The 21,730-nt window shown below is 72.3% G+C and carries 27 protein-coding genes; 11 read left to right on the forward strand and 16 right to left on the reverse strand.

What is annotated here, in order from left to right:
* Positions 1 to 4: 4 nt before the first annotated feature.
* The 4 genes from IEQ44_RS08580 to IEQ44_RS08595 form a co-directional block, all read right to left on the reverse strand.
* Positions 5 to 565 (reverse strand): type III secretion system chaperone family protein, encoded by a 561-nt coding sequence (locus IEQ44_RS08580; RefSeq protein ID WP_319804579.1) that lies wholly within the window; start codon positions 563 to 565, stop codon positions 5 to 7.
* Positions 562 to 1,851 (reverse strand): D-inositol-3-phosphate glycosyltransferase, encoded by a 1,290-nt coding sequence (gene mshA, locus IEQ44_RS08585; RefSeq protein ID WP_438861847.1) that lies wholly within the window; start codon positions 1,849 to 1,851, stop codon positions 562 to 564. The genes IEQ44_RS08580 and mshA overlap by 4 nt, the downstream gene beginning before the upstream one ends.
* 143 nt (positions 1,852 to 1,994) lie before the next feature.
* Positions 1,995 to 2,369 carry a hypothetical protein gene (locus IEQ44_RS08590; protein WP_193638048.1) on the reverse strand — a complete coding sequence of 125 codons (375 nt, stop codon included), beginning with the start codon at positions 2,367 to 2,369 and terminating at the stop codon, positions 1,995 to 1,997.
* Positions 2,370 to 2,408: 39 nt separating this feature from the next.
* Positions 2,409 to 3,368 carry an RNase H family protein gene (locus tag IEQ44_RS08595; protein ID WP_227487178.1) on the reverse strand — a complete coding sequence of 320 codons (960 nt, stop codon included), beginning with the start codon at positions 3,366 to 3,368 and terminating at the stop codon, positions 2,409 to 2,411.
* Between IEQ44_RS08595 and IEQ44_RS08600 the strand changes: the two genes are divergently transcribed.
* Entirely contained in the window at positions 3,367 to 4,176 is an 810-nt protein-coding gene (locus tag IEQ44_RS08600; protein ID WP_193638049.1) for an SDR family oxidoreductase, read from the forward strand. The genes IEQ44_RS08595 and IEQ44_RS08600 overlap by 2 nt on opposite strands.
* A gap of 52 nt (positions 4,177 to 4,228) precedes the next feature.
* On the forward strand, positions 4,229 to 4,918 hold the full coding sequence (locus IEQ44_RS08605; RefSeq protein ID WP_193638050.1) for an aspartate/glutamate racemase family protein: 690 nt from the start codon (positions 4,229 to 4,231) through the stop codon (positions 4,916 to 4,918).
* Here the strand turns inward: IEQ44_RS08605 and IEQ44_RS08610 are convergent.
* Genes IEQ44_RS08610 through IEQ44_RS08620 form a run of 3 tightly spaced genes read right to left on the reverse strand, consistent with a single transcriptional unit; the run spans position 4,887 to position 6,935 of the window.
* Positions 4,887 to 5,474, reverse strand: coding sequence for a DUF4126 domain-containing protein (locus tag IEQ44_RS08610; protein WP_193638051.1), 588 nt, complete (start codon positions 5,472 to 5,474; stop codon positions 4,887 to 4,889). The genes IEQ44_RS08605 and IEQ44_RS08610 overlap by 32 nt on opposite strands.
* A 3-nt stretch (positions 5,475 to 5,477) precedes the next feature.
* Positions 5,478 to 6,419, reverse strand: a complete 942-nt coding sequence (locus IEQ44_RS08615; RefSeq protein ID WP_193638052.1) for an MBL fold metallo-hydrolase — start codon at positions 6,417 to 6,419, stop codon at positions 5,478 to 5,480.
* Between the two features lie 3 nt (positions 6,420 to 6,422).
* On the reverse strand, positions 6,423 to 6,935 hold the full coding sequence (locus tag IEQ44_RS08620) for a ferritin (RefSeq protein ID WP_193638053.1): 513 nt from the start codon (positions 6,933 to 6,935) through the stop codon (positions 6,423 to 6,425).
* A 194-nt stretch (positions 6,936 to 7,129) separates the two neighbouring features.
* Between IEQ44_RS08620 and typA the strand changes: the two genes are divergently transcribed.
* Positions 7,130 to 9,022 carry a translational GTPase TypA gene (gene typA, locus IEQ44_RS08625; RefSeq protein ID WP_193638054.1) on the forward strand — a complete coding sequence of 631 codons (1,893 nt, stop codon included), beginning with the start codon at positions 7,130 to 7,132 and terminating at the stop codon, positions 9,020 to 9,022.
* Between the two features lie 93 nt (positions 9,023 to 9,115).
* Here the strand turns inward: typA and IEQ44_RS08630 are convergent, their stop codons facing one another.
* From IEQ44_RS08630 to IEQ44_RS08645, 4 genes are all read right to left on the reverse strand, one after another.
* Complete coding sequence (locus IEQ44_RS08630) at positions 9,116 to 9,502, reverse strand: hypothetical protein (protein WP_193638055.1); 387 nt, start codon at positions 9,500 to 9,502, stop codon at positions 9,116 to 9,118.
* 113 nt (positions 9,503 to 9,615) lie between these two features.
* Entirely contained in the window at positions 9,616 to 10,230 is a 615-nt protein-coding gene (locus tag IEQ44_RS08635; protein ID WP_193638056.1) for a class I SAM-dependent methyltransferase, read from the reverse strand.
* A 29-nt stretch (positions 10,231 to 10,259) separates the two neighbouring features.
* Complete coding sequence (locus tag IEQ44_RS08640; RefSeq protein ID WP_193638057.1) at positions 10,260 to 10,511, reverse strand: VOC family protein; 252 nt, start codon at positions 10,509 to 10,511, stop codon at positions 10,260 to 10,262.
* A 49-nt stretch (positions 10,512 to 10,560) separates the two neighbouring features.
* Positions 10,561 to 10,920, reverse strand: coding sequence for a TraR/DksA family transcriptional regulator (locus IEQ44_RS08645; protein ID WP_193638058.1), 360 nt, complete (start codon positions 10,918 to 10,920; stop codon positions 10,561 to 10,563).
* A 49-nt stretch (positions 10,921 to 10,969) separates the two neighbouring features.
* On the opposite strand from IEQ44_RS08645, the gene IEQ44_RS08650 reads away from it, so the two are divergent.
* Positions 10,970 to 11,254, forward strand: coding sequence for a hypothetical protein (locus IEQ44_RS08650; protein WP_193638059.1), 285 nt, complete (start codon positions 10,970 to 10,972; stop codon positions 11,252 to 11,254).
* An 18-nt stretch (positions 11,255 to 11,272) separates the two neighbouring features.
* Here the strand turns inward: IEQ44_RS08650 and IEQ44_RS08655 are convergent, their stop codons facing one another.
* From IEQ44_RS08655 to npdG, 4 genes are all read right to left on the reverse strand, one after another.
* On the reverse strand, positions 11,273 to 11,650 hold the full coding sequence (locus tag IEQ44_RS08655; RefSeq protein ID WP_193638060.1) for a hypothetical protein: 378 nt from the start codon (positions 11,648 to 11,650) through the stop codon (positions 11,273 to 11,275).
* 118 nt (positions 11,651 to 11,768) lie between these two features.
* Complete coding sequence (locus tag IEQ44_RS08660; RefSeq protein ID WP_193638061.1) at positions 11,769 to 12,113, reverse strand: DUF2200 domain-containing protein; 345 nt, start codon at positions 12,111 to 12,113, stop codon at positions 11,769 to 11,771.
* Entirely contained in the window at positions 12,110 to 12,748 is a 639-nt protein-coding gene (locus IEQ44_RS08665) for a hypothetical protein (RefSeq protein ID WP_193638062.1), read from the reverse strand. The genes IEQ44_RS08660 and IEQ44_RS08665 overlap by 4 nt, the downstream gene beginning before the upstream one ends.
* Positions 12,749 to 12,792: 44 nt before the next feature.
* The gene (gene npdG / locus IEQ44_RS08670) at positions 12,793 to 13,458 is read right to left on the reverse strand and encodes an NADPH-dependent F420 reductase (protein WP_193638063.1); all 666 of its coding nucleotides are present in this window, start codon (positions 13,456 to 13,458) and stop codon (positions 12,793 to 12,795) included.
* Positions 13,459 to 13,537: 79 nt separating this feature from the next.
* On the opposite strand from npdG, the gene IEQ44_RS08675 reads away from it, so the two are divergent.
* Positions 13,538 to 14,707 (forward strand): acyl-CoA dehydrogenase family protein, encoded by a 1,170-nt coding sequence (locus tag IEQ44_RS08675; RefSeq protein WP_193638064.1) that lies wholly within the window; start codon positions 13,538 to 13,540, stop codon positions 14,705 to 14,707.
* 59 nt (positions 14,708 to 14,766) lie between these two features.
* Positions 14,767 to 15,525, forward strand: a complete 759-nt coding sequence (locus IEQ44_RS08680; RefSeq protein ID WP_193638065.1) for an SDR family NAD(P)-dependent oxidoreductase — start codon at positions 14,767 to 14,769, stop codon at positions 15,523 to 15,525.
* 84 nt (positions 15,526 to 15,609) lie between these two features.
* Here IEQ44_RS08680 and IEQ44_RS08685 read toward each other — a convergent pair whose 3' ends face one another.
* Positions 15,610 to 16,530 carry a MerR family transcriptional regulator gene (locus IEQ44_RS08685; RefSeq protein ID WP_193638066.1) on the reverse strand — a complete coding sequence of 307 codons (921 nt, stop codon included), beginning with the start codon at positions 16,528 to 16,530 and terminating at the stop codon, positions 15,610 to 15,612.
* Between the two features lie 122 nt (positions 16,531 to 16,652).
* Between IEQ44_RS08685 and IEQ44_RS08690 the strand changes: the two genes are divergently transcribed.
* From IEQ44_RS08690 to IEQ44_RS08710, 5 genes are read left to right on the forward strand one after another with little or no spacing between them, the layout of a single operon-like run.
* Positions 16,653 to 18,275, forward strand: coding sequence for an ABC transporter substrate-binding protein (locus IEQ44_RS08690; protein WP_193638067.1), 1,623 nt, complete (start codon positions 16,653 to 16,655; stop codon positions 18,273 to 18,275).
* Positions 18,263 to 19,231: an ABC transporter permease gene (locus IEQ44_RS08695; RefSeq protein ID WP_193638204.1), complete on the forward strand. Its 969-nt coding sequence runs from the start codon at positions 18,263 to 18,265 to the stop codon at positions 19,229 to 19,231. The genes IEQ44_RS08690 and IEQ44_RS08695 overlap by 13 nt, the downstream gene beginning before the upstream one ends.
* On the forward strand, positions 19,228 to 20,103 hold the full coding sequence (locus tag IEQ44_RS16920; RefSeq protein WP_193638068.1) for an ABC transporter permease: 876 nt from the start codon (positions 19,228 to 19,230) through the stop codon (positions 20,101 to 20,103). Before IEQ44_RS08695 ends, IEQ44_RS16920 begins: the two co-directional genes overlap by 4 nt.
* On the forward strand, positions 20,100 to 21,056 hold the full coding sequence (locus tag IEQ44_RS08705) for an ATP-binding cassette domain-containing protein (RefSeq protein ID WP_319804580.1): 957 nt from the start codon (positions 20,100 to 20,102) through the stop codon (positions 21,054 to 21,056). Before IEQ44_RS16920 ends, IEQ44_RS08705 begins: the two co-directional genes overlap by 4 nt.
* Positions 21,056 to 21,727 (forward strand): ABC transporter ATP-binding protein, encoded by a 672-nt coding sequence (locus tag IEQ44_RS08710; RefSeq protein ID WP_193638069.1) that lies wholly within the window; start codon positions 21,056 to 21,058, stop codon positions 21,725 to 21,727. The genes IEQ44_RS08705 and IEQ44_RS08710 overlap by 1 nt, the downstream gene beginning before the upstream one ends.
* Positions 21,728 to 21,730: the final 3 nt, after the last annotated feature.

Below are 21,730 nucleotides of genomic sequence, written 5' to 3' on the forward strand. Positions count from 1 at the left end.
TCGCTCAGGAGCCGGCGGGCTGCTCCCCGGCCTCGAGCCACCCACGGAAGGCCTCCAGGTTGGCCGTGGGCTGGTTGTTGGCCCTGCGCCACTCCCACTCCCTGCGGATCGAGGTGGCGAACCCGAGCTCGAGCAGCGTGTTGAACGACTCGTCGGCGTAGGTCAGCACCGAGCCCAGCAGGGCGTCGAGGTCCTCCGGGGTCACCGACGACAACGGCAGCCGCGCGTCGAGGTAGATGTCGCCGGCCGCGTCGACCGCGAAGGCGACGGCGTACATGCGCAGGTTGCGCTCCAGCATCCAGCGGTGCACACCGGCGTGGTTCTCGTCGGGGTTGCGGCACACGAAGGCGTGCACGCCGAGTGCGTGCGGCCCGACGTCGAGCCGCACCGGGGTCTGCAGCTTGCGCTCGCCGGGCAGGCTGAACGAGAAGACCCCCGGGGTCTCCTCCTCGAAGTCGATCTCCGCCTGCCGCAAGTGGTCGCGGACCACCTGTGCCACGGCCTCGTCGACGCGGGCCTGCGGGGCGTCGCCCGCCCAGGCCCCGGTTCCGTCCTGCTCGCTCACATCGCCACCTTCCTCGTGACCGCCCCGGGCAGCGGCGTGTCGGCGCCACCCATCAGCGCCCGCGCCTGCTCGTACGACTTCAGCGTGAGGTCGGCGGTGCGCTCCCACGCGAAGCCCGACGCCTGCTCCACCGCCCCGGAGGCCAGCCGCTGCTGCAGCACGTCGTCGGTGACGACGCGCCTCAGCGCGTGGGCCCAGTCCGCCGGCTCGTGGGAGTCGACGAGCAGGCCGCTCACCTCGTCGCGCACGACCGTGGTGAGGCCCCCGACCGCGGCCGCAACGACTGGGGTGCCGCAGGCCTGGGCCTCGGCCGCGACCAGGCCGAACGACTCGTTGTAGGACGGCACCGCCACCGCGGTGGCTGCCGAGTACCACCGGGCGAGCTCACCCTGGTCGACCGGCGGCACGAAGCGCACCACGTCGTCGATGCCGAGCTCGGAGGCGAGCACCGCCAACGACTCGGGGTGCTCCAGGCCCGACCCGGAGGGCCCGCCGACCACGGGCACGACGAGGCGCGAGCGCAGCGTGGGGTCCTGCTCCAGCAGCACGGCCACGGCGCGCAGCAGCACGTCGGGGGCCTTCAACGGCTGGATGCGTCCGGCGAAGAGCAGCACCGAGGCGTCCTCGGGCAGTCCCAGCTCGCGCCGCACCCGGCTGCGGTCACGGCGGGGCGTGAAGACGCGCAGGTCGACCCCGGGCGGCACCACGTCGACGCGGGTGGGGTCGGCACCGTAGAGGCGCACCAGCTGGTCGGCCTCGAGCTCGGTGTTGGCGATCAGCATGTCAGCGGCCGCGACCACCTGCTCCTCCCCGATCACCCGGGAGAGCGGCTCGGGGGTGTCGCCGACCGCGAGCGCGGCGTTCTTGACCTTCGCCATCGTGTGCATGCTGTGCACCAGCGGCACGTTCCACCGGTCGCGGGCCAGGGCGCCGACCTGCCCGGAGAGCCAGTAGTGCGAGTGCACGACGTCGTAGTGACCCACCGGGTGCACCACCTCGGCCCGCAGCACCTCGCGGGCGAAGGTGCACAGCTGGCTGGGCAGCTCGTTCTTGTCGAGCCCCTCGTACGGCCCGGCGGCCACGTGGCGCACCTGGATGCCGTCGGCGACCCGGACCACCGCGGGCAGCCGCGAGGAGGTGGCGCGGGTGAAGATGTCGACCTCCACGCCACGGCGCGCCAACCGGCGCGCGAGCTCGATCACGTAGACGTTCATGCCACCGGCGTCACCGGTGCCGGGCTGGTCCAGCGGCGACGTGTGCAGGCTGATCATCGCCACACGGTCCACGCCACGTCCTTCCGTCAGGGATACGGCACCGTCGCGGTCACGTCGGTGGGGCGACCCGTGGTGCGTCTGCCCGGTCTCCGGAGGGCTCAACCCGTCCCGGCCGCCAATTCTTCCCCGGCACCCAAGGAGCAGACTCGGCGGCCTCAGCGGCGGGCAGCGACGCCCTCGGTCTCGTCGGCCGCGCCGTAGCGGTCACGGACCAGCGTGACAGCCCCGACCAGCAGGCACACCACGCCCAGCAGCGCGTGCAGGATGAAGGCCCCGCGCACCTCGCCGCGGACGACCTCGTAGACGGCCCAGAAGAGCGCCGGGGCCGCCACCGCGACCACTGCGTCGAGCCACAGCGCCGTGCCCTTGACGAGGGTCAGACCCACGCAGGCCAGGCCGAGCAGCACGAGCACCAGGCCGACCCAGCGCAGCGCCTCGGCGGCGCCCTCTCCCGGGGCCACGGCCCAGCGGGCGATCCACACCACTCCGCCGCAGGCGCCGAGCAGCCCACCGATCTGTCGCACGGTCATGGTTCTCCCCTCCCGGTCCCGGACGTGCAGGGGGCCACTCTAGTCAGACGTCCGGGAGACGTGGTGGAACCGTTGCAGCCACCGACTGCCCTCACGGACCCACCACGTGGCGTGCAGCGCGCTGCCCAGGCGGTCGCGGCCACGCCACACCAGCAGCACGGTGCCGTCGGCCACCACGGTGCTCTCCACCGCCTCGATCTCCACGTCGCCGGCCGGCCCAGCGCGGTCGAGCCACTCCTCGCGGCGCCACAGCCGGCCCCGGTCGGCCAGCAACGTCCACCCGGGGTGCAGCAGGGCCTCCAGCGCCGCGCGGTCGCTGCGTACGTCGTCGGAGAGCAGGGCGCGCTCCGCGGCCCAGGCGGCCTCCACCGGGTCGAGGGCGGGCTCCTCGTCGAGGCTGGGCTCCGGCTCGGGCGCCGGCTCGTGGGGAAGGTCGTCGGCAGCCTCGTCGGCAGTGTCGTCGGCAGCGTCGTCGGCACGGTCGGACCCACCGCTCCACCCCGGCCCCGGGTCGGGCGTACGCCCCTCCTTGAAGGCCAGCGACGCCGCGTTGGCGATGCGGTCGGCCTCCTCGTTGAGGGTGTGGCCGGCATGGCCCTTCACCCAGGTGAAGGAGACGTTGCCGCGCCGCTCGCGCATCGCGACGTCGAGCGCCTGGACGATCTCGAGGTTGGCGACGGGCTTGCCGTCGGCCTTCTTCCAGCCCTTCTTCTTCCAGCCGGCCATCCACTTGGTGATCGTGTCGATGGCGTACTTGGAGTCGCAGAGGACCTCGAGGTCCTCCTCCACCTCGGCGGTCTGCTGCAGCAGGTCGAGCACCGCGGTCAGCTCACCCATGTTGTTGGTGCCGTGGGGCCATCCGCCGGACGCCCAGCAGGACGGGTCGACGTACCACCCCCACCCCGCGGGACCGGGGTTGCCGAGGGCGGATCCGTCTGCTGCCGCAATGATGGTCACGGTCGCCGATCCTGCCACCGCCGGTGCGAGGATGAGGCCCATGACCCCGCCTGACGCCGTCGACGTGTCCCGCTCCGCCGCTGCCGACGCCAGTCCGGACCCGCTCAGGAAGGTCGCGGTCGTGACCGGCGCCGGCAGCGGGATCGGGGCGGCCACCGCCCGCGCGCTGGCCGGCGACGGCTTCCACGTGGTCTGCGCCGCCCGGCGCCTCGACCGGATCAGCGCCGTCGCCGCCGAGGTCGGCGGCACCGCGGTGGTCTGCGACGTGACCGACCCCGCCTCCGTCGCCGAGCTCGCGGAGGCCTGCGGACCGGTGGTGCACGTGCTGGTCAACAACGCCGGCGGCGCCTTCGGCAACGACCTCGTGGAGGACGCCGACCCCGAGCAGTGGAGGCAGATGTACGACGTCAACGTCGTGGGCCTGCTCCGGGTCACCCAGGCGCTCCTGCCCGCGTTGCGCGCCAGCGGCGACGCCCTCGTCGTCACCGTCGGCTCCACGGCCGGCCGGGTCGCCTACGAACGTGGGGCGGGCTACGTGGCCGCCAAGCACGCCGCCCGGGCTGTCACCCAGACCCTGCGCCTGGAGCTGTGCGGCGAGCCCGTGCGGATCTCCGAGGTCGCGCCGGGCATGGTGCACACCCCCGAGTTCTCCTTGGTGCGGATGGGTGGCGACCGGGCCGCCGCCGACGCGGTCTACGCCGGCGTGCCCGACCCGCTGCGCGCCGAGGACGTCGCCGAGGCGATCCGGTGGATCGCCTCCCTGCCCAGCCACGTGGACGTCGACGAGCTGGTCGTACGCCCGCGCGCCCAGGCCGCCCAGCACAAGGTGCACCGGGTCACGGAAGGCTGAACGAGCGGGGGTTGCACTTCCCTTCTGCGGGATCAATGCCAGACTGTCGCTCGTGCAGATCATCGGACTCATTGGCGGCATGAGCTGGGAATCCAGCGCGGTCTACTACCAGCTCCTCAACGAGGGTGTCACCGAGCGCGTCGGCGGCCTCTCGTCAGCGAAGAGCGTGATGGCGTCGGTCGACTTCGCCGAGGTCACCGCCCTGCAGCTCGACGAGCAGTGGGACGGGGTCGCGGAGATCGTCTCCGAGGCCGCCCGCGCGGTCGAGCGCGCCGGCGCCGACTTCCTGCTGATGTGCACCACCGCCTTCCACCGCGTGGCCGAGCAGGTGCAGGACGCCGTGGACATCCCGCTGATCCACCTCGCCGACGTGGTCGCCGAGGCAGCCAAGGAGCACCGTCTCGAGTCCGTCGGACTGATCGGCACCAAGTTCTCGACCTCGCGCACCTTCTTCACCGACCGCATCGCCTCCCACGGCCTCGAGGTGAAGGTGCCCACCGAGGAGCAGCAGGACCTGCTCGACCGGGTCATCTACGACGAGCTGGTGCACGGCAAGGTCACCGACTCCTCGCGCCGCGAAGCCATCGCGATCATCGAGTCGCTGTGGGACGCCGGCGCGGGTGGCGTGATCCTGGGCTGCACCGAGCTGGAGCTCCTGGTGAAGCAGTCCGACGTCGAGCTGCCCGTCTTCGCCTCCACCTCGCTGCACGTCAAGGCCGCGCTCGACCGCGCCCTCGCCTGAGCCTGCCCCACGACCAGACGGCCACCACGACAAGGCCGACGAGCAGCAGGAACGCCAGCACGGGCAGGAAGATGGCCGTGAGGGCGAGACCGACGCTGGCGGTGTCCTCCGCGGTCGAGACCACCGGCGCGCCCGCACCAAGGGTGCCGGCGTCGACCACGGGACGTACGGTCGCCTTCGTGGCATGCACGAGGAGCGCCACCACGACGCCCAGGGTGACCGAGACCCAGGCGTTGTCCTGCAGGAAGTCCCAGGACTCCTCCACGTCCTGGGCGGCGGTCGTCGCCGCGACGACGATGCCTGCGCTCGCGGGACGGATCGCCGTCTGGACCACGTCGTTGAAGGAGTCGACGATCGGCACCTTGTCGAGCACCACCTCGGTGGCCAGCAGCACGACACCGATGCCGATCGCCCACGGCGACTCGATCCACGCCCACGCCGGCGGCAGCGTGATGACGTCGGTGAAGCGCGCCACCAGCGCGACCACCAGGAAGGGGATGTAGGCGTTGAGCCCGGCCGCCGCTGAGAGCCCCAGACCGGTGAGGGTGGCGAGCACGACTCAGCTCGCGTCCGCCACGGCGCCCACCCACGGGTCGCTCGGTTGCCACAGCGACGGGAACGACAGGCGTACGCCGTCACGCTCGGCGTAACGGGTCAGGCGCTCCATCGTGACGCCCAGGTCGTCGCCGGCGTAGGGCAGCGCCCGCAGCGGCCGGGTGAGCGGCCGGAAGAAGTCGTCGTGGTGGATCAGGACGACCCTGCGGGCACCCACCCGCCCCACCGTCTCGTCCCAGTACTGCCGCGTGTAGTCCTCGCTCTGCACGCCCAGCTGGCCGACCCCCAGGTAGGCCACCTCGGCGCTGTGGCCCTCGAGCGCCCCTGGCACGCAGCCGGCACTGCCCTGGATGAGCAGCCGCCGACCGCTGGGGCGGTGGTGGAGGAGCGTCGACCACGCCTCGCCGCAGCGGTACGCCCGTGAGGACGCCCTGCGCGGCACCGGGGCCGTGACCTCGCCGGGGAAGCGGTCGGGCGGGCAGTGGGTGCCCTCGACGAGGGTGACCTCGAAGGAGCCGAGCTCGAGGGGCTCCCCGGCGGTCGCGGTGGTGATGCGATCCTCGGGCAGGCCGTGGCCGCGCGCCACGTGGGCGGTCGACCGGCCGCCGACGACCCGCGCCCCGGTGCGCAGCGCCACCGTCGCGGAGTCCATGACGTGGTCGAAGTGGGTGTGCACCGGCAGCACCGCGTCGAGCCGGTCGATGCCGGCCAGCAGCAGCGCCTCATCGATGCGCGCCACGTCGGGCACGAGCCGACGCAGGGCGACCGAGGCCAGGCCCGGTCGGGAGAAGAACCCGTCGGTGAGCAGGCTCGAGGTGCCGTCGGTGACGTGCACCGTGCTCACCCCCAGCCACTGGACCCGGACCGGGGACCCCGCGTCCGCGACGGGCACGTCAGCGAGGTGGGCCCAGCGCGACAGGTCCGGGCGCCCCGGCCGGGGTCGCACGTCTCAGCCCGCCTCGGTGCCCGGGGAGGTCCGGCTGCCCAGCTCGGCGTCCAGGCGCAGGAGACCGGGGCCGTCGTCGTTGATCATCTCGAGGCGGCCGATGAGCTCACGGACCGTGGCCTCCTCCTCGATCTGCTCCTCGATGAACCAGTTGAGCAGCGGACGGGAGTCGAGGTCGCCCTCGGCCTCCGACAGACGGTAGAGGGCCCGGATGGACTCCGACACCTTCGCCTCGTGGGCCAGCGCCGCCTGGAAGACCTCCAGCGGGGTGGTCGCGGTGACCTCGGGAGCCCCGAGGGTGCCGATGCGCGGGTGGTTGTCGCGGTCGGCGACGTGGTCGATGAACTTGTTGGCGTGCACGATCTCCTCGTCGGCCTGGGCGCGCAGCCACCCGGCCATGCCCGGGAGGTCGTGGATCTCCATCTCGATGGCCAGCTGCCGGTAGACCAGCGAGGCGTGGAACTCGAGGGTGATCTGCTGGTTGAACGCATCTTCGAGGGAGGCAGTGAGCTTCATGCGGGTCACTGTAGGCCGGTCCGGGTCACGGCGCAGCGAAGGCAAGTCTTGCCTCACCCTCGCCCAGGGCGTACGAGGGTGCGGCCGGCCCACCGGGGCCGACGAATCCGGTTGCGGGGCCTTCGACCCGTAGGATGGATCGGCTTCCCGTTCGGGCGGCCGATCCCGAGATCTGAAAGTGATGCCCCACGCTCATGACTGCTCTTCGCAGGAACGACCTGCGCAACGTCGCCATCGTCGCGCACGTCGACCACGGAAAGACGACCCTGGTCGACGCCATGCTCCGTCAGGGCGGCGCCTTCTCCGAACGTGAGGCGGAGAACGTCGCGGAGCGCGTGATGGACTCCGGCGACCTGGAGCGGGAGAAGGGCATCACCATCCTCGCCAAGAACACCGCCGTGCGGTACGCGGGCCCCAGCGCCCCCGACGGCATGGTCATCAACATCATCGACACCCCCGGCCACGCCGACTTCGGTGGCGAGGTCGAGCGCGGTCTGTCGATGGTCGACGGCATCGTGCTGCTGGTCGACGCCTCCGAGGGTCCGCTCCCCCAGACCCGCTTCGTGCTGCGCAAGGCGCTCAACGCCGACAAGCCGGTCGTGCTGGTCGTCAACAAGGTCGACCGCGGCGACGCCCGCATCGACGAGGTCGTCGACGAGACCTACGAGCTCTTCATGGACCTGCTCGACGACAGCCACAGCGCCGAGGCGCTCGACTTCCCGGTGCTCTACGCCTCGGGCAAGGCCGGCATCGCCTCCACCGTGAAGCCGGAGAACGCGACCCTCCCGGAGGGTGACAACCTCGAGCCGCTCTTCAAGACGATCCTCGAGACCATCCCGGCCCCCACCTACACCGAGGGTGCGCCGCTGCAGGCCCACGTCACCAACCTCGACTCCTCCCCCTTCCTGGGCCGCCTGGCGCTGCTGCGCATCCACCAGGGTGAGCTCCGCAAGGGCCAGACCGTCGCCTGGATGCGCGGCGACGGCACCGTGAAGAACGTCAAGATCTCCGAGCTCCTCGTGACCGAGGGCCTCGAGCGCGTGCCCGGCGAGTGGGCCGGCCCCGGCGACATCGTCGCGATCGCGGGCATCCCCGAGATCATGATCGGCGAGACCATCGCCGACGCCGAGAACCCGGTGGCCCTGCCGCTGATCACCGTCGACGAGCCCGCCATCTCGATGACGATCGGCACCAACACCTCGCCGCTGGCCGGCCGGGTCAAGGGCTCGAAGGTCACCGCCCGCCTGGTCAAGGACCGCCTCGACGCCGAGCTCGTCGGCAACGTCTCGCTGCGCGTCCTGCCCACCGAGCGCCCCGACGCCTGGGAGGTCCAGGGCCGTGGCGAGCTCGCGCTGGCCATCCTGGTCGAGCAGATGCGTCGCGAGGGCTACGAGCTCACCGTGGGCAAGCCGCAGGTGGTCACGAAGGTCATCGACGGCAAGGTGCACGAGCCCGTCGAGCGCCTCACCATCGACGCGCCCGAGGAGTACCTGGGCCCGATCACCGAGCTCCTCGCCAACCGCAAGGGCCGCATGGAGGGCATGACCAACCACGGCACCGGCTGGATCCGCATGGAGTTCGTCGTGCCGGCCCGTGGCCTCATCGGCTTCCGCACCGAGTTCATGACGATCACCCGCGGCACCGGCATGGCCGCCCACGTCTTCGAGGAGTACCAGCCGTGGGCCGGCGAGATCCGCTCGCGCGCCTCGGGCTCCCTGGTCGCCGACCGCGCCGGCGCCGCGACCGCGTACGCAATGACGTCGCTGCAGGAGCGCGGCACGATGTTCCTCGAGCCCACCACCGAGGTCTACGAGGGCATGATCGTCGGCGAGAACTCGCGCGCCGACGACATGGACGTCAACATCACCAAGGAGAAGCAGCAGACCAACATCCGCTCCGCCACCTCCGACAACTTCGAGAAGCTGATCCCGCCGAAGAAGCTGTCGCTGGAGCAGTGCCTGGAGTTCTGCCGCGAGGACGAGTGCGTCGAGGTCACGCCGGAGACCGTGCGCATCCGCAAGGTCGTGCTCAACGCCGGTGAGCGCGCCAAGACCGCGTCGCGCGCCCGCAAGGCCGCCAAGGGCTGACCGTAGCCCGGGTCACGCCCCCGCAGACGACGGAGCCCTTCAGCCACTGGCTGAAGGGCTCCGTCGTTCATGCCTGGGTCACTCGGAGTCGAGTCACTCGGAGTCGGGCAGCTCCATGTCGGGCAGCTCGGGCATCTCGGACTCGAGGTCGCCCATCATCTCCTCGACGCACGTCTTCGACGCCTTCTCGATGACCTCCTCGTCCTCCTTCGAGGCCTCGTAGTCCTCGTCCTCGTCGACGACGGCCTGCACGGCCTCGGTCGAGAGGTCGTCGTAGGTGTTGTCGGTCAGGCAGTCCAGGAAGTCCTTCGAGGCGGCGTCGTCGGCGGCGCTCCCGCCCTGCTCGTCCATGTTCGCCGACAGGGCGTCGCGGTACTCGTCCTTCGACGGCTTGCCGCCGAGCGCGGAGCAGCCGACCGCGGAGACCGCCAGGGTGGCGGTGAGTGCGGCCGCTGCGACGCGGCGGGTGAGGTGACGCATGGTGTTCCCCCGTTCTGGCGACGAGACCGTCCCGCCACCTTCGCCGTGACGGTAGAGCAGGACGGCCGTGGCCGGCTCGGAGGGGTCCAGCCCTCGGGCGGGTGAGCGGCGTCTCAGCCGACTCGCAGCACGGTCACCGCGAAGTCGGAGTCGTCCTCGAAGGGGTCCAGGTGCCAGGTCGAGAACCGGTGCTCGACCCGGGCCACGCCGGCCTCGGCGAGCTCGGCCAGGTCGGCGTCGTAACGCTCGAACGGGTAGTGGTCGTCGCGCCGGAAGCCGAGCACCAGGCGTCCGCCGGGGCGTACGACCGCGCAGAGGTTCGCCAGGACCGTACGCTCCGTGCCCGGCGCCAGGAAGACCATCACGTTGCCGGCGCTCACGGCCAGGTCGACGGGGCTGCCCCCGACGTCGGCGACGGTGAGCTGGCTCAGGTCGACGACGTCGAACTGCGGGCCGGGGTGGTCGGCGCGGGCCGCCTCGACGAGCACCGGGTCGGCGTCGAGGCCCACCACGGTGTGACCGCGGCGCGCCAGGGCGCCGGCCAGCCGGCCGGGGCCGCAGCCGGCGTCAAGGATCCGCGCTCCCCGCTCCGCCATCGCGTCGACGAAGCGCGCCTCGCCCTCGAGGTCGGCGCCCTCGGCGGCGAGCGTGCGGAAACGGTCGACGTACCACTGCGAGTGGTTGTCGTCGGTGTCGGTGAACCAGCGGGGTCGGGATGCCTCGGTCATGGCCCCATCCTCGCCCACGACCCCAGACGTCAGGCCCGGTCGATCTCCTGCTCGCTGCGCAGGATGCAGAACTCGTTGCCCTCGGGGTCGGCCAGCACGACCCAGCCGGTGCCGGGACCGTACTTCCCGCGGAGGTCGGCCACCTGGGTGGCGCACTCCTCGTCGCCGGGCGCGTTGGGGTCGTCGGGGTCCTCGACGTAGCCGAGGAGCTCCTTCCACCACCGGGCGAGCGCGTAGGCGTTGGCGCAGTCGACCGAGGTGTGCGAGACGAAGGAGGTCATGGCGCCACGCTAGGGCTCCATCGGTGCGAGCGACACCCCCTCGCTCTCGTCACTGACGCGGTCGACCGCCCGCCGCGCGGGCACAGTCGATGCACTCGGTCGCCACCGGACGCGCCTCCAACCGGGCTGCAGCGATGGGTCCGCCGCAGGAGCGACACGTGCCCCAGGTGCCGTCGGCCAGCCGGGTCAGGGCGGAGTCGACGGCGCCGAGGTGCTCCTCGGCCTGCCGCACCAGCGCCGCGATCTGTGAGCGCTCGAAGGCGATCGTGGCGCCCTCGGGGTCGTGCTCGTCGTCGGCGTTGGTGTCCTTCGAGGCCGCGACCACCGCGTCGTGGTCACCGGTCAGGGCGGCCAGGCGGCGCAGCGTACGGCGTCGCTCGTCCTCCAGCTGTGCGCGTACGTCCTCCATCCGGCCAGTCTCCCCGGCTCCGCAACCGCCGGCGCGTCACGATGGGGCCATGACCGTCTTCCTGGCTTGGACCTCCGACGTGGTGACGCCCGAGGAGGTCGGCCGTCTGGAGGGTCCGTGGCGGGAGGTACGCCCGGTCGCGCCCGGGCTGCTGCTCGTCGAGAGCGACGAGACGCTGTCGCCCGTCTACCACGCGTTGAAGTGGTCGCTGACCGAGGGCGCGGCGCTCGTCGTCACCCCGGTGCTGGAGCGCCCCAAGCTCAAGGGCGTGGCGCCGGGCACGACCACCTGGCTGCGCGAACGCACCCCGAAGAGCCTCGACCCCGCCGACTGAGCGAGGCGGTGGGCCTCGTCAGCCCGCCACCAGCTCCTCGCCCACCAGCACGCTCGAACGGGTCGCGAACCCCTGGCAGCGGAAACCCCGCAGCCCCAGCTCGAGCCCCTCGTCGATCCCGACGACCAGACCCGTGCCGTAACGGGCGTCGAGCTCGCGGGCGAGGTCGTCGTAGACCCGCTCGGCCACGTTGAGCTCGGCGAAGGAACCGGCAGCGGCCACCGCGTCGACGGCCGCCCGCAGGCGCAACCCGTCCTCGTACGCGACGGGGTCACCGATGCGCGCCCGCAGCAGCGCCTCGGTGTCGGCGCCCGGACCGGGGGTGCGCCACGAGCGCTCCACGAAGCCGCGCAACAGCGACAGGCGGGTCTGCTCCGGCAGGTCGAGGTACCGCATGGTGGCTCCTGGAGTCCAGTGGTTCCTTCCGACCGTACGCCTGCTCGCCGGGGTCTTAGTGCGGATTCGGTCAACTGACTCGATCCGCCACCCGGGGCGCCACGGGTCGCCACGAGAGTCAGGCGCGCAGCACCTTCTCCATGGGACGCCCCTTCGCGATCTCGTCCACGAGCTTGTCGAGGTAGCGGATCCTCCGCATCAGCGGGTCGTCGATCTCGGTGATCCGCACCCCGCAGATGCTCCCGGTGATGAGCTCGGCGGCGGGGTTGAGCTCAGCGGCTGCGAAGAACTCCTCGAACGTCGTGCCCGACTCGAGGTGGTGACGCAGCGTCGCCTCGTCGAAGCCGGTCAGCCAGCAGATCGCCCGGTCGACCTCGTCAGCCGAGCGCCCTTTGCGCTCGACCTTCTTCACGTAGAGGGGGTAGACGTCGGCCACGGGCAGGCCGAAGATCCGGTGACTCATGTGTGAGCCCCCGCCCGGTGGCGCACGTCGGGGCGGTTGGCCGAGACGGCCACCCCGGCGAGTCCGACGACCATGAGCAGGGCCGAGGCGTCGCCCAGCGCGTCGACTCCCGACGCGACGCCCACCAGCACGCCCAGCACATGGGCGACCAACGCCAGCGGCACCCATGTGGGGGTGGTGCCGGCGCGGAACAACGCCTGCGCGAGCAGCAGCTCACCCAGGTAGAACGAGCCGAAGCCGCCCACCAGCAGCCCCTGCTGCAGGGGGTCACCCACGGCATCGGCGAGCGCGTCGGCCCCCACCCCGGCCGCGCTGAGCGCCCGGAGCAGCACCAGCTGCATCGCGAAGCCCGCGAGCACCACCGAGGCGAAGGCGATCAACGCCATCGCACAGACGCCCGTGCGAAACCCGCGCCGCTGCACCAGCACCACGGCGCAGGAGATCCCGAAGAGCGTCCCGAGGGCGCCGACGAAGAGCACCAGCGCCGAGGTCGTCCACAGGCCCGGGTCGGCCGAGGCCAGCCGGAAGATGTGCCCGTCACCCGTGGGGCGAGGGGTCAGGTGGGCGCCGAAGAAGAGCGCCGTGGCCCCCGTGACCAGCGCGGCGGCAGAGAGTGCCAACCATTCCTTGCGCACGAGGCCAACCTAGCGCCGTGACACCCCGTGCGGGACGACATCGCTCAGACGTCGGTGATGCGCAGGCCGGCGTGCGCCTTGTAGCGCCGGTTCATGGCGATCAGGTTGGCCGTGAAGGCCTCCACCTGGTGGGCGTTGCGCCGCCGCCCCCCGTAGACCCCGCGCATCCCGGGCACCGCGTCGGCGAGTGCCTGCACGAGGTCGGTCGCCTCCCGCTCGTCACCCAGCACGAGCACGTCGCACTCGATCCGCTCGACGTCCGGGTCCTCCAGCAGCACCGCGGAGACGTTGTGGAAGGCCCCGACCACCCTCGACTCCGTCAGGATCGCCGCCGCCTGCTGGGTCGCTGACCCCTCCTCCACGGCCAGCGCGTAGGGGCCCTGCTTGTCGAAGCCGAGCGGGTTGACGCAGTCGACGACGACCTTGCCGGCAAGCTGCGACTTGAGCTCGGTGAGCAGCTCCGCGTGCCCCTCCCAGGGCACCACGACGAGCACCACGTCACCGGCCGCGGCCGCGTCGGCGTTGACGGCGCCGCGCACCGTCACCCCGATCGCCTCGGAGAGCTCCGCGGCGATCCGCTCCGCCTTCTCCGCGCCCCGCGAACCGATCACCACGTCGAGGCCCGCAGCGGCGAAACGGCGGGCAAGTCCACGCCCCTGGGGCCCGGTGCCACCGAGCACTGCGACGGTCTTGCCGGTCAGGTCACTCACCGCGATCTCCTGTCATCCACGAACGTATGATGAGCCGAGGCTACAAAGCCGTCGAGCCCCCTTCCCCAGGAGCACCTCCATGCCCGCACGCCGCGTCCTGCCCACCGACGAGGCCCGCGACCTGCTCGCCCTGGTCCGCCGGGTGGCCGAGCAGGAGCTGCTGCCCCGCTCCGCCGAGGCCGAGGCCACCGAGACCTTCCCGCGCGACGTCTTCCGCACCCTGGGGCAGATGGGCATCCTGGGCCTGCCCTACCCCGAGGAGCTCGGTGGTGGCGGGCAGCCCTACGAGGTCTACCTCCAGGTGCTCGAGGAGATCGGTGCGGTCTGGTCGTCGGTCGGCGTGGGGGTGAGCGTGCATGCGCTCTCCTGCTTCGGCCTGGCCAGCTTCGGCACCGCCGAGCAGCAGCAGCGCTGGCTGCCCGACATGCTCGGCGGCGACCTGCTCGGGGCCTACTGCCTCTCCGAGCCGCACGCCGGCTCCGACCCCGCGGCCATGCGCACGACCGCGCGGCGCGACGGGGACGCGTACGTCCTGAACGGCGCGAAGGCGTGGACGACCCACGGCGGCGAGGCCGACTTCTACAAGGTGATGGCCCGCACCGGCGACGGACGCAACGACATCTCCTGCTTCCTCGTGCCCGCCGACACCCCCGGCCTGCGCGCCGACCACCCCGAGAAGAAGATGGGGCTCACCGGCTCCACGACCGCGACGATGCTGCTCGAGGGCGTACGCGTGGACGCCGACCGCCGCCTCGGTGCGGAGGGCGACGGGTTGCGGATCGCCCTGGCCGGCCTCGACTCCGGTCGTCTCGGGATCGCGGCCGTCGCCACCGGCCTGGCCCAGGGCGCGCTCGACCATGCGGTCGCCTACGCCCAGGAGCGCGAGACCTTCGGCCAGCGGATCATCGACCACCAGGGCCTCGGCTTCCTGCTCGCCGACATGGAGGCCGCCGTGCAGACCGCTCGGGCCACCACGCTGCACGCCGCCCGCCTCAAGGACGCCGGCCTGCCCTTCAGCCGCGAGGCCAGCATCGCCAAGATGGTCGCCACCGACAACGCCATGAAGGTGACCACCGACGCCGTCCAGGTGCTCGGCGGCTTCGGCTACACCCGCGACTTCCCGGTCGAGCGCTACATGCGCGAGGCGAAGGTGATGCAGATCTTCGAGGGCACCAACCAGATCCAGCGCATGGTCATCGCCCGGTCGCTCGACCGCGACGACCAGAGCACGATCACCGGCCCTGCCTGACCACGCCCGTCCTCCCCCACCCACCCGCACAGAGCAGCACCGCACAGAGAAGGAACAGCATGCAGGTCACCGACACCGCCGCCATCGTCACCGGCGGGGCCTCCGGCCTCGGCGCGGCCACCGCCGCCGCCCTGGCCAAGGCAGGCGCGAAGGTCTTCGCCTTCGACCTCCCCTCCTCGATCGACGCCGCGCCGTCGGTTGACGCGATCACCTACGTGCCGGTCGACGTGACCGACGCCGAGCAGGTCCGGGCCGGCGTCGAGATCGCCGCCGACGCGGGCGTCCCCCTGCGCACCGTCGTCAACTGCGCCGGCATCGGGCCCTCCCAGCGCATCCTCGGGCGCAAGGGTCCGCACGACCTGGCGTTCTTCGCCAAGGTGCTCCAGGTCAACCTCGCCGGCACCTTCAACGTGATGACCCTGGCCGCGGAGAAGATCGCCGCCACCGAGCCGTTGGAGCACGACGCGCGTGGCGTCGTCATCAACACCGCGTCGGTCGCGGCCTTCGACGGCCAGGTCGGCCAGGCCGCGTACGCCGCGTCCAAGGGTGGCGTGGTCGGGCTGACCCTGCCCGCCGCGCGCGACCTGGCGCAGTACGGCATCCGCGTGCTGACGATCGCCCCCGGCATCGTCGAGACGCCGATGCTCGCGACGGTGTCGGAGGAGTTCCGGGCGGGGCTGGCCGCCGGCGTGCCCTTCCCGCAGCGCCTGGGTCGTCCCGACGAGTACGCCCAGCTCGCGATGAGCCTCATCGACCACGACTACCTCAACGGCGAGGTCATCCGGATGGACGGCGCGCTGCGGATGGCTCCGCGCTGACCCGACTCACCCAGCACGGCGTCATCGGAGGGTTTCGGTCACCTGGCGACTGAAACCCTCCGATGACGCGAGGTACGGGGGGCGTCAGGCGAGACGTTCGGCGAGCAGCCGGGCGCCCTCGCCGACGCGGTGCCCGAGGCGTACGCACGAGGCCGGGGCGCGGTCCTGCAGCTGGCCGCCGACCGCGACGACGAGCTCGGGGCGGGCGGTCCCGAGCGATCCGACCACTCCCTCCACCGCCTCGAGGTCGCGCTCCATGCTGGCCGCCAGCACCACGGCGTCGGCCCGGCGGGTGTGCACTGCCGAGACCCAGTCATCGACCGGCAGGTCTGCCCCGACGTAGGTGGTGGCCAGCCCGGCCCGCCGTGCCGCCACCGCGAAGGCCAGCAGCCCGATCTCGTGGCGCGACCTCGGGGCCAGGCCCACGATCACCCGGGGCCCGATCCCGGCCGTGCCGGCCGCCTCGTAGGCCGCCGAGAGCCTGCGCACGACCGCGTGGGCGACCATGTGCTCCCCGGCCACGCTGACCCGGCCCGAGGCCCAGGCCAGGCCGAGCTGGTGCAGCGCCGGCATCAACCAGTCGTCGGTCACGCTCTCGAAGGAGTCGACCGCGTAGCGGGCGTCGAGCAGGCGGGTGACCGCACCGACGTCGAGGTGCTCCGCGGCCAGCAGCAGCTCCTCGATCGCCTCGGTCACGTCCTGGGAGCGGAGACGGTCGGCCTCGCCCTGGCTGCGGCGCACGTCGTCGTCGCTCAGGGGCTCAGGGGTGCGCTCCTCACCCAGTCGCCGGCGCGTCTCCTCGGCGGCCTGACGGGGCGCCCACCCCTCGTTGACCAACGACTGCATGCAGGTCAGGGCGCGCACCGCCCGGTCGTCGTACAACCGGTAGCCCGACTCGGAGCGTTGCGGCTCGGCGACCTGATAGCGGCGCTCCCAGGCGCGCAACGTCGCCACCGGCACGCCTACGATCTCAGCAGCGCGCTTGATGGTGTAGACGGTGCTCACCTCCGCTCAACCTCAACCTTGGACAGACCTTCGACAAAGACTGTACGCCGTGACGCCCGGCGCCACAACACGCACCACCGGGGGCTACCCTTGTTGCACATCGTTCGCAACAAGGAGAACCCGTGCCTCGTTCCACCCGCCCAACGCGGACCCGCCTCGTCCTCGCCGTGACCCTGACCCTGGCCGCTGCGGGACTGTCCGCCTGCTCCGGCAGCGGTGACGCGGAGACCGGCGAGCGACCCACGACGCTCCGGCTCGCCATCGGGGGCGAGTCCGAGGAGGGTTACGACCCCACGCTGGGATGGGGTCGTTACGGCTCCCCGCTCTTCCAGTCCACGTTGCTGACCCGCAACGCCGACCTGAGCATCGGCACGGACCTCGCCACCGACTACCACGTCAGCGACGACGGCCTGACCTGGACCGTCGACCTGCGCACCGACGCCGTCTTCACCGACGGCGAGCCGGTCACCGCCGACGACGTCGCCTACACCTTCACCACGGCCGCCGAGCAGGGTGGCCTGACCGACGTCACCGGCCTGGAGGAGGCCGTGGCCGTCGACGAGGACACCGTCGAGCTGCGGCTCGACCAGCCGCGCTCCACCTTCGTCAACCGACTGGTGAGCCTGGGCATCGTGCCCGAGCACGCCCACGACAAGGGCTATGCGCAACGACCGGTCGGCTCGGGCCCCTTCACCTTCGTCGACTGGCAGAAGGGGCAGCAGCTCGTCGTCGAGCGCAACGACGCCTACTACGGCGACAAGCCCGACTTCGAGCGCCTCGTCTTCGTCTTCACCGACGAGGACGCCTCCTTGGCCGCCGCCCGCACCGGCGACGTCGACGTGGTCGGCCTGCCCGCCTCGCTGGCCGCCGGTCAGGAGATCGACGGGATGCGCCTGGAGGCCGTCACCTCCATCGACAACCGCGGCATGTCTCTGCCCACGGTGCCCGACCGGGGACGTACCTCGCCGGCAGGCCACCCGATCGGCAACGACGTGACCGCCGACGTCGCCGTACGTCGCGCGGTCAACGTGGCCGTCGACCGCGCGGCGCTCGTCGAGGGCGTCCTGGAGGGATTCGGCTCCCCCGCGACGGGCCCGGTCGACCACTCCCCCTGGCACAACCCGGACACCGCCGTCGAGGACGGCGACCCCGAGGCTGCGAAGGCGCTCCTCACCGCTGCCGGTTGGAAGGACTCCGACGGCGACGGCATCGTCGAGAAGGAGGGCACGAAGGCGTCGTTCACGTTGCTCTACCCCGCCGGCGACTCGCTGCGGCAGGGCCTGGCGCTCAGCGTCGTCGACATGCTCGCCGAGGCGGGCATCGAGGTGGCGACCGAGGGCGTGGGCTGGGACGAGATCGAGCAGCGCAAGCACGTCGACGCCGTGCTGTTCGGCTGGGGCAGCCACGACCCGACCGAGATGTACAACCTCTACCACTCGTCGATGGCCGGCATCGAGCTCTTCAACCCCGGCTTGTACGCCGACGACCGCGTCGACGCGCACCTCGACGCCGCACTCGCCGCGACCGACCAGGACGAGGCCAACAAGCACTGGAGGGCCGCCCAGCTCGACAAGGACGGCAACGGGTTCTCCGCGCCGGCCGACGCCGCCTGGGCCTGGCTGGTCAACCTGGAGCACACCTACCTCGTCGACAGCTGCCTCGACCTCGGCGAGCCGCACGTCGAGCCGCACGGCCACGGATGGCCGATCACTGCAGGTCTGACCGGGTGGCGATGGGTCTGCTGACCCGTCTCGCCCGGCTGGCGAGCCTGCTGGTGGCGGTGGCTGTGGGCACCTTCGTTCTGCTGACCGCCTCCCCGATCGACCCGATCGAGGCCTACGTCGGCGCCGACACCGCCTCCATCGGCGCCGAGCAGCGGGAGCAGATCGCCGAGCGCTGGGGACTCGACGATCCGCCCCTGGAACGGTTCGGCGCCTGGGCCGGTCAGCTGGTCCGCGGTGACCTCGGCACCTCCCAGGTCTTCGGCGAGCCGGTGGTCGACGTGATCGCCGACCGCTTCGCCACCAGCCTGGCGCTGCTCGTCGTCGCGTGGCTGCTCTCGGGCGTGCTCGGCTTCGTGCTGGGTCTGGTGGCGGGAGCCACCCGGGGCCGCTGGCCCGACCGGGCGCTCTCCTGGTTCGCCTACACCCTGGCCTCCGCCCCGACCTTCTGGATCGGCCTGCTGCTGCTCTACGTCTTCTCGGTCTCGCTGCAGTGGACCCCGGTCTGCTGCGCGGCTCCGATCGGCGCGCTGCCCGGGGAGGTCACGCTGCTCGAACGCCTGCACCACCTGCTGCTGCCGGCGGTGACGCTGAGCGTCGTCGGCGTCTCGCCGGTGCTGCTGCACACGCGCCAGTCGACGATCGAGGTGCTGGCCAGCGACCACGTGGCGTTCGCCCGTTCGCAGGGTGAGCGCACGCCGGGGCTGGTGCTGCACCGGGTGGCTCGCAACGCCGCCGGGCCGGCCCTGATGCTGCAGTTCGCCTCGGTCGGGGAGCTGATCGGCGGTGCCGTCCTGGCCGAGCAGGTCTTCACCTACCCCGGCCTGGGGCAGGCGACGACGACGGCCGCGCTGCGCCAGGACGTCCCCCTGTTGATGGGCATCGCCCTCTTCACCGCACTGCTCGTCTTCCTCGGCAACGCGCTCGGCGACGTGACCCATCGCGTGGTCGCACCCCAGGCGAAGGAGGTCGTGCGGTGAGCGCCCCCGTCCTCTCCACGCCCGGAGCACCCGCGGCCTCCCGCGGCCCGCGGTGGCGCGACCGGCGTACGCGCACGCTCACCAGCCTGGTCGTCGCCGGGCTGCTGGTGCTCGCGGTCGCCGTCGTCGGCACGCTCGTCACCGGCCCGGCGGGCGCCACCGACCTCGCCGAGCGGCACCGCGCCCCCTCGTTGGATCACCTCTTCGGCACCGACGCCTACGGCCGCGACCTGCTGTGGCGCACCCTCGTCGGCCTGCGCCTCAGCCTGGTGGTCGGCACGGTCGCGGCCGTGATGTCGGGCGCGATCGCGCTGGTGCTGGCCCTCGTCGCGGTGGCCGGTGGCCGGGTGGGCGCCGCGGTCGTCGACTGGCTGGTCGACCTGTTCCTGGCGCTGCCCCACCTCGTGCTGTTGATCCTGCTGGCCTTCGCGCTCGGCGGCGGCACCCAGGCGGTGGTCCTGGCGGTGGGCCTGACCCACTGGCCGCGGCTGACCAGGGTGCTGGTGGCCAAGGCGCGGGAGACCACCGGCGCCGACTACGTGCAGATCTCCCGGGCCCTGGGCCGCAGCCGCCTCCACGTGGCGCGGCACCACCTCGCACCCCACCTGCTGCCCCACTTCTCGGTGGGCGTGGTGCTGATGTTCCCGCACGCGATCCTGCACGAGGCCGCGTTGTCGTTCCTGGGCCTGGGCATTGACCCCGGTCAGCCCGCGATCGGGATCCTGCTCTCGGACTCGATGCGCTCCCTCTCCGCCGGCCACTGGTGGCTGGCGGCCCTGCCCGGTCTCGCCCTGCTGGTCGTCGTGAAGCTGGTCGACCGCATCGGTGACGACCTCCGTCTGCTCGTGGACCCGAGGAGTGCCCACCTGTGAACCGACACCCCGCCGCCCTCTCGGCCCTGCCCTCCGCGCCGTCCGCGCCACGGCCCGCCCCGCTGCTCGAGGTGGAGCACCTCGCGGTCTCCTTCACCCAGTACGCCCGTGGCCTGCGTCGCCGCGACGTGGCGGCGGTCGTCGACATGTCGCTGGACGTACGAGCCGGCGAGGTGGTCGCGCTGGTGGGCGCATCGGGGGCCGGCAAGAGCCTGCTGGGCCACGCCGTGCTGGGCCTGCTGCCGCCCAACGCGGTCGAGTCCGGCAGTGTCGCCTGGCGCGGCACCGAGGTCGACGCCACCTCCCGCCGTCGTCTCGCCGGTCGCGAGGTGGCCCTGCTGCCCCAGTCGCTCTCGCACCTCGACCCCACCGCCTCGGTCGGGGCCCAGGTGCGTCGGGCCGCCCGACTCGCCGGCACGCCGCGGCGGGAGGCACGCCGCGTCGCGGCCGAGGCGTTGCTGACGCAGGGCCTGGACGCCTCCGTGCTGCGGCTGCACCCCCACCAGCTCTCCGGCGGGATGGGGCGCCGCGTGCTGACCGCGATGGCCCTCATCGGCGACCCTGCGCTGGTGATCGCCGACGAGCCGACGCCGGGGCTGGCGCCGCAGAGCGTGCAGGCCGTGCTGCAGCGGCTGCGTGGGTTGGCCGACGAGGGGCGTGGGGTCCTGCTCATCACCCACGAGATCACCGCGGCGCTGACGGTCGCCGACCGGGTCGTCGTGGTCGACCGGGGGCGCACGCTGGAGGAGGCTCCCGTGAGTTCCTTCGCCGGCGACGGTGAGCGGTTGGCCCATCCCTACAGCCGGGCGCTGTGGCAGGCGCTGCCCGCCAACGGGTTCCAGATGCCCGACGACCACACCCGCACTGCTGCGGGCATGGCCGACATGGCGGGCGTGGCGGGTCTGGGCGGCGTGGGCGGCGTGGCCGGCGTGACCGGAGCGATGGGGGCCTGATGCTCGTCGCCGACCGTCTCACCCACCGCTGGTCGCGCACCGGCGAACCGGTGCTGCGCGAGCACTCGCTGCGTCTCGAGCCGGGCCGGGTGCTGGGCCTCAGCGGGCCGAGCGGCGCGGGCAAGTCGACGTTGGCCGCGGTGCTCGCGGGGCTGCGTACGCCCGAGTCGGGCACGGTGGTCGTCGACGGTCGTCCGCTGGCCGAGTGGACGGGGCCGCGACCGGTGCAGCTCGTGCTGCAGCACCCGGAGCGGGCGATGAACCCACGGTGGCGGATACGCGACGTGCTGGCCGAGGCATTGCCCGGCCGACGCCGCGAGGCAGTGGCTCAGGTGACCGAACGGGTGGCGCAGGAGTGGGACGCCCACCACGGGTTGGTCTCCCCCGCCTGGCTGGACCGGTTTTCCCACGAGCTCTCCGGGGGCGAGCTGCAGCGCGTCAACCTGGCCCGGGCCCTGCTGGCCCGACCCTGCTACCTGGTCGCGGACGAGATCTCGGCCAGCCTCGACGCGTTGACCCAGACCGTGCTGTGGCACCGGCTCGACCACGAGGTGGCGGAGACCGGCCTGGGCGTGCTGGCGATCTCGCACGACGCCGCCCTGCTCGCGCAGGTGGCCGACGAGGTCGTCGACTTCGCGGACCTCGCGGGCTCCCCGCTCACCCCCGCCTGAGGG

The sequence above is a fragment of the Nocardioides malaquae genome (genome assembly GCF_015070385.1).
Lineage (GTDB): Bacteria > Actinomycetota > Actinomycetes > Propionibacteriales > Nocardioidaceae > Nocardioides > Nocardioides malaquae.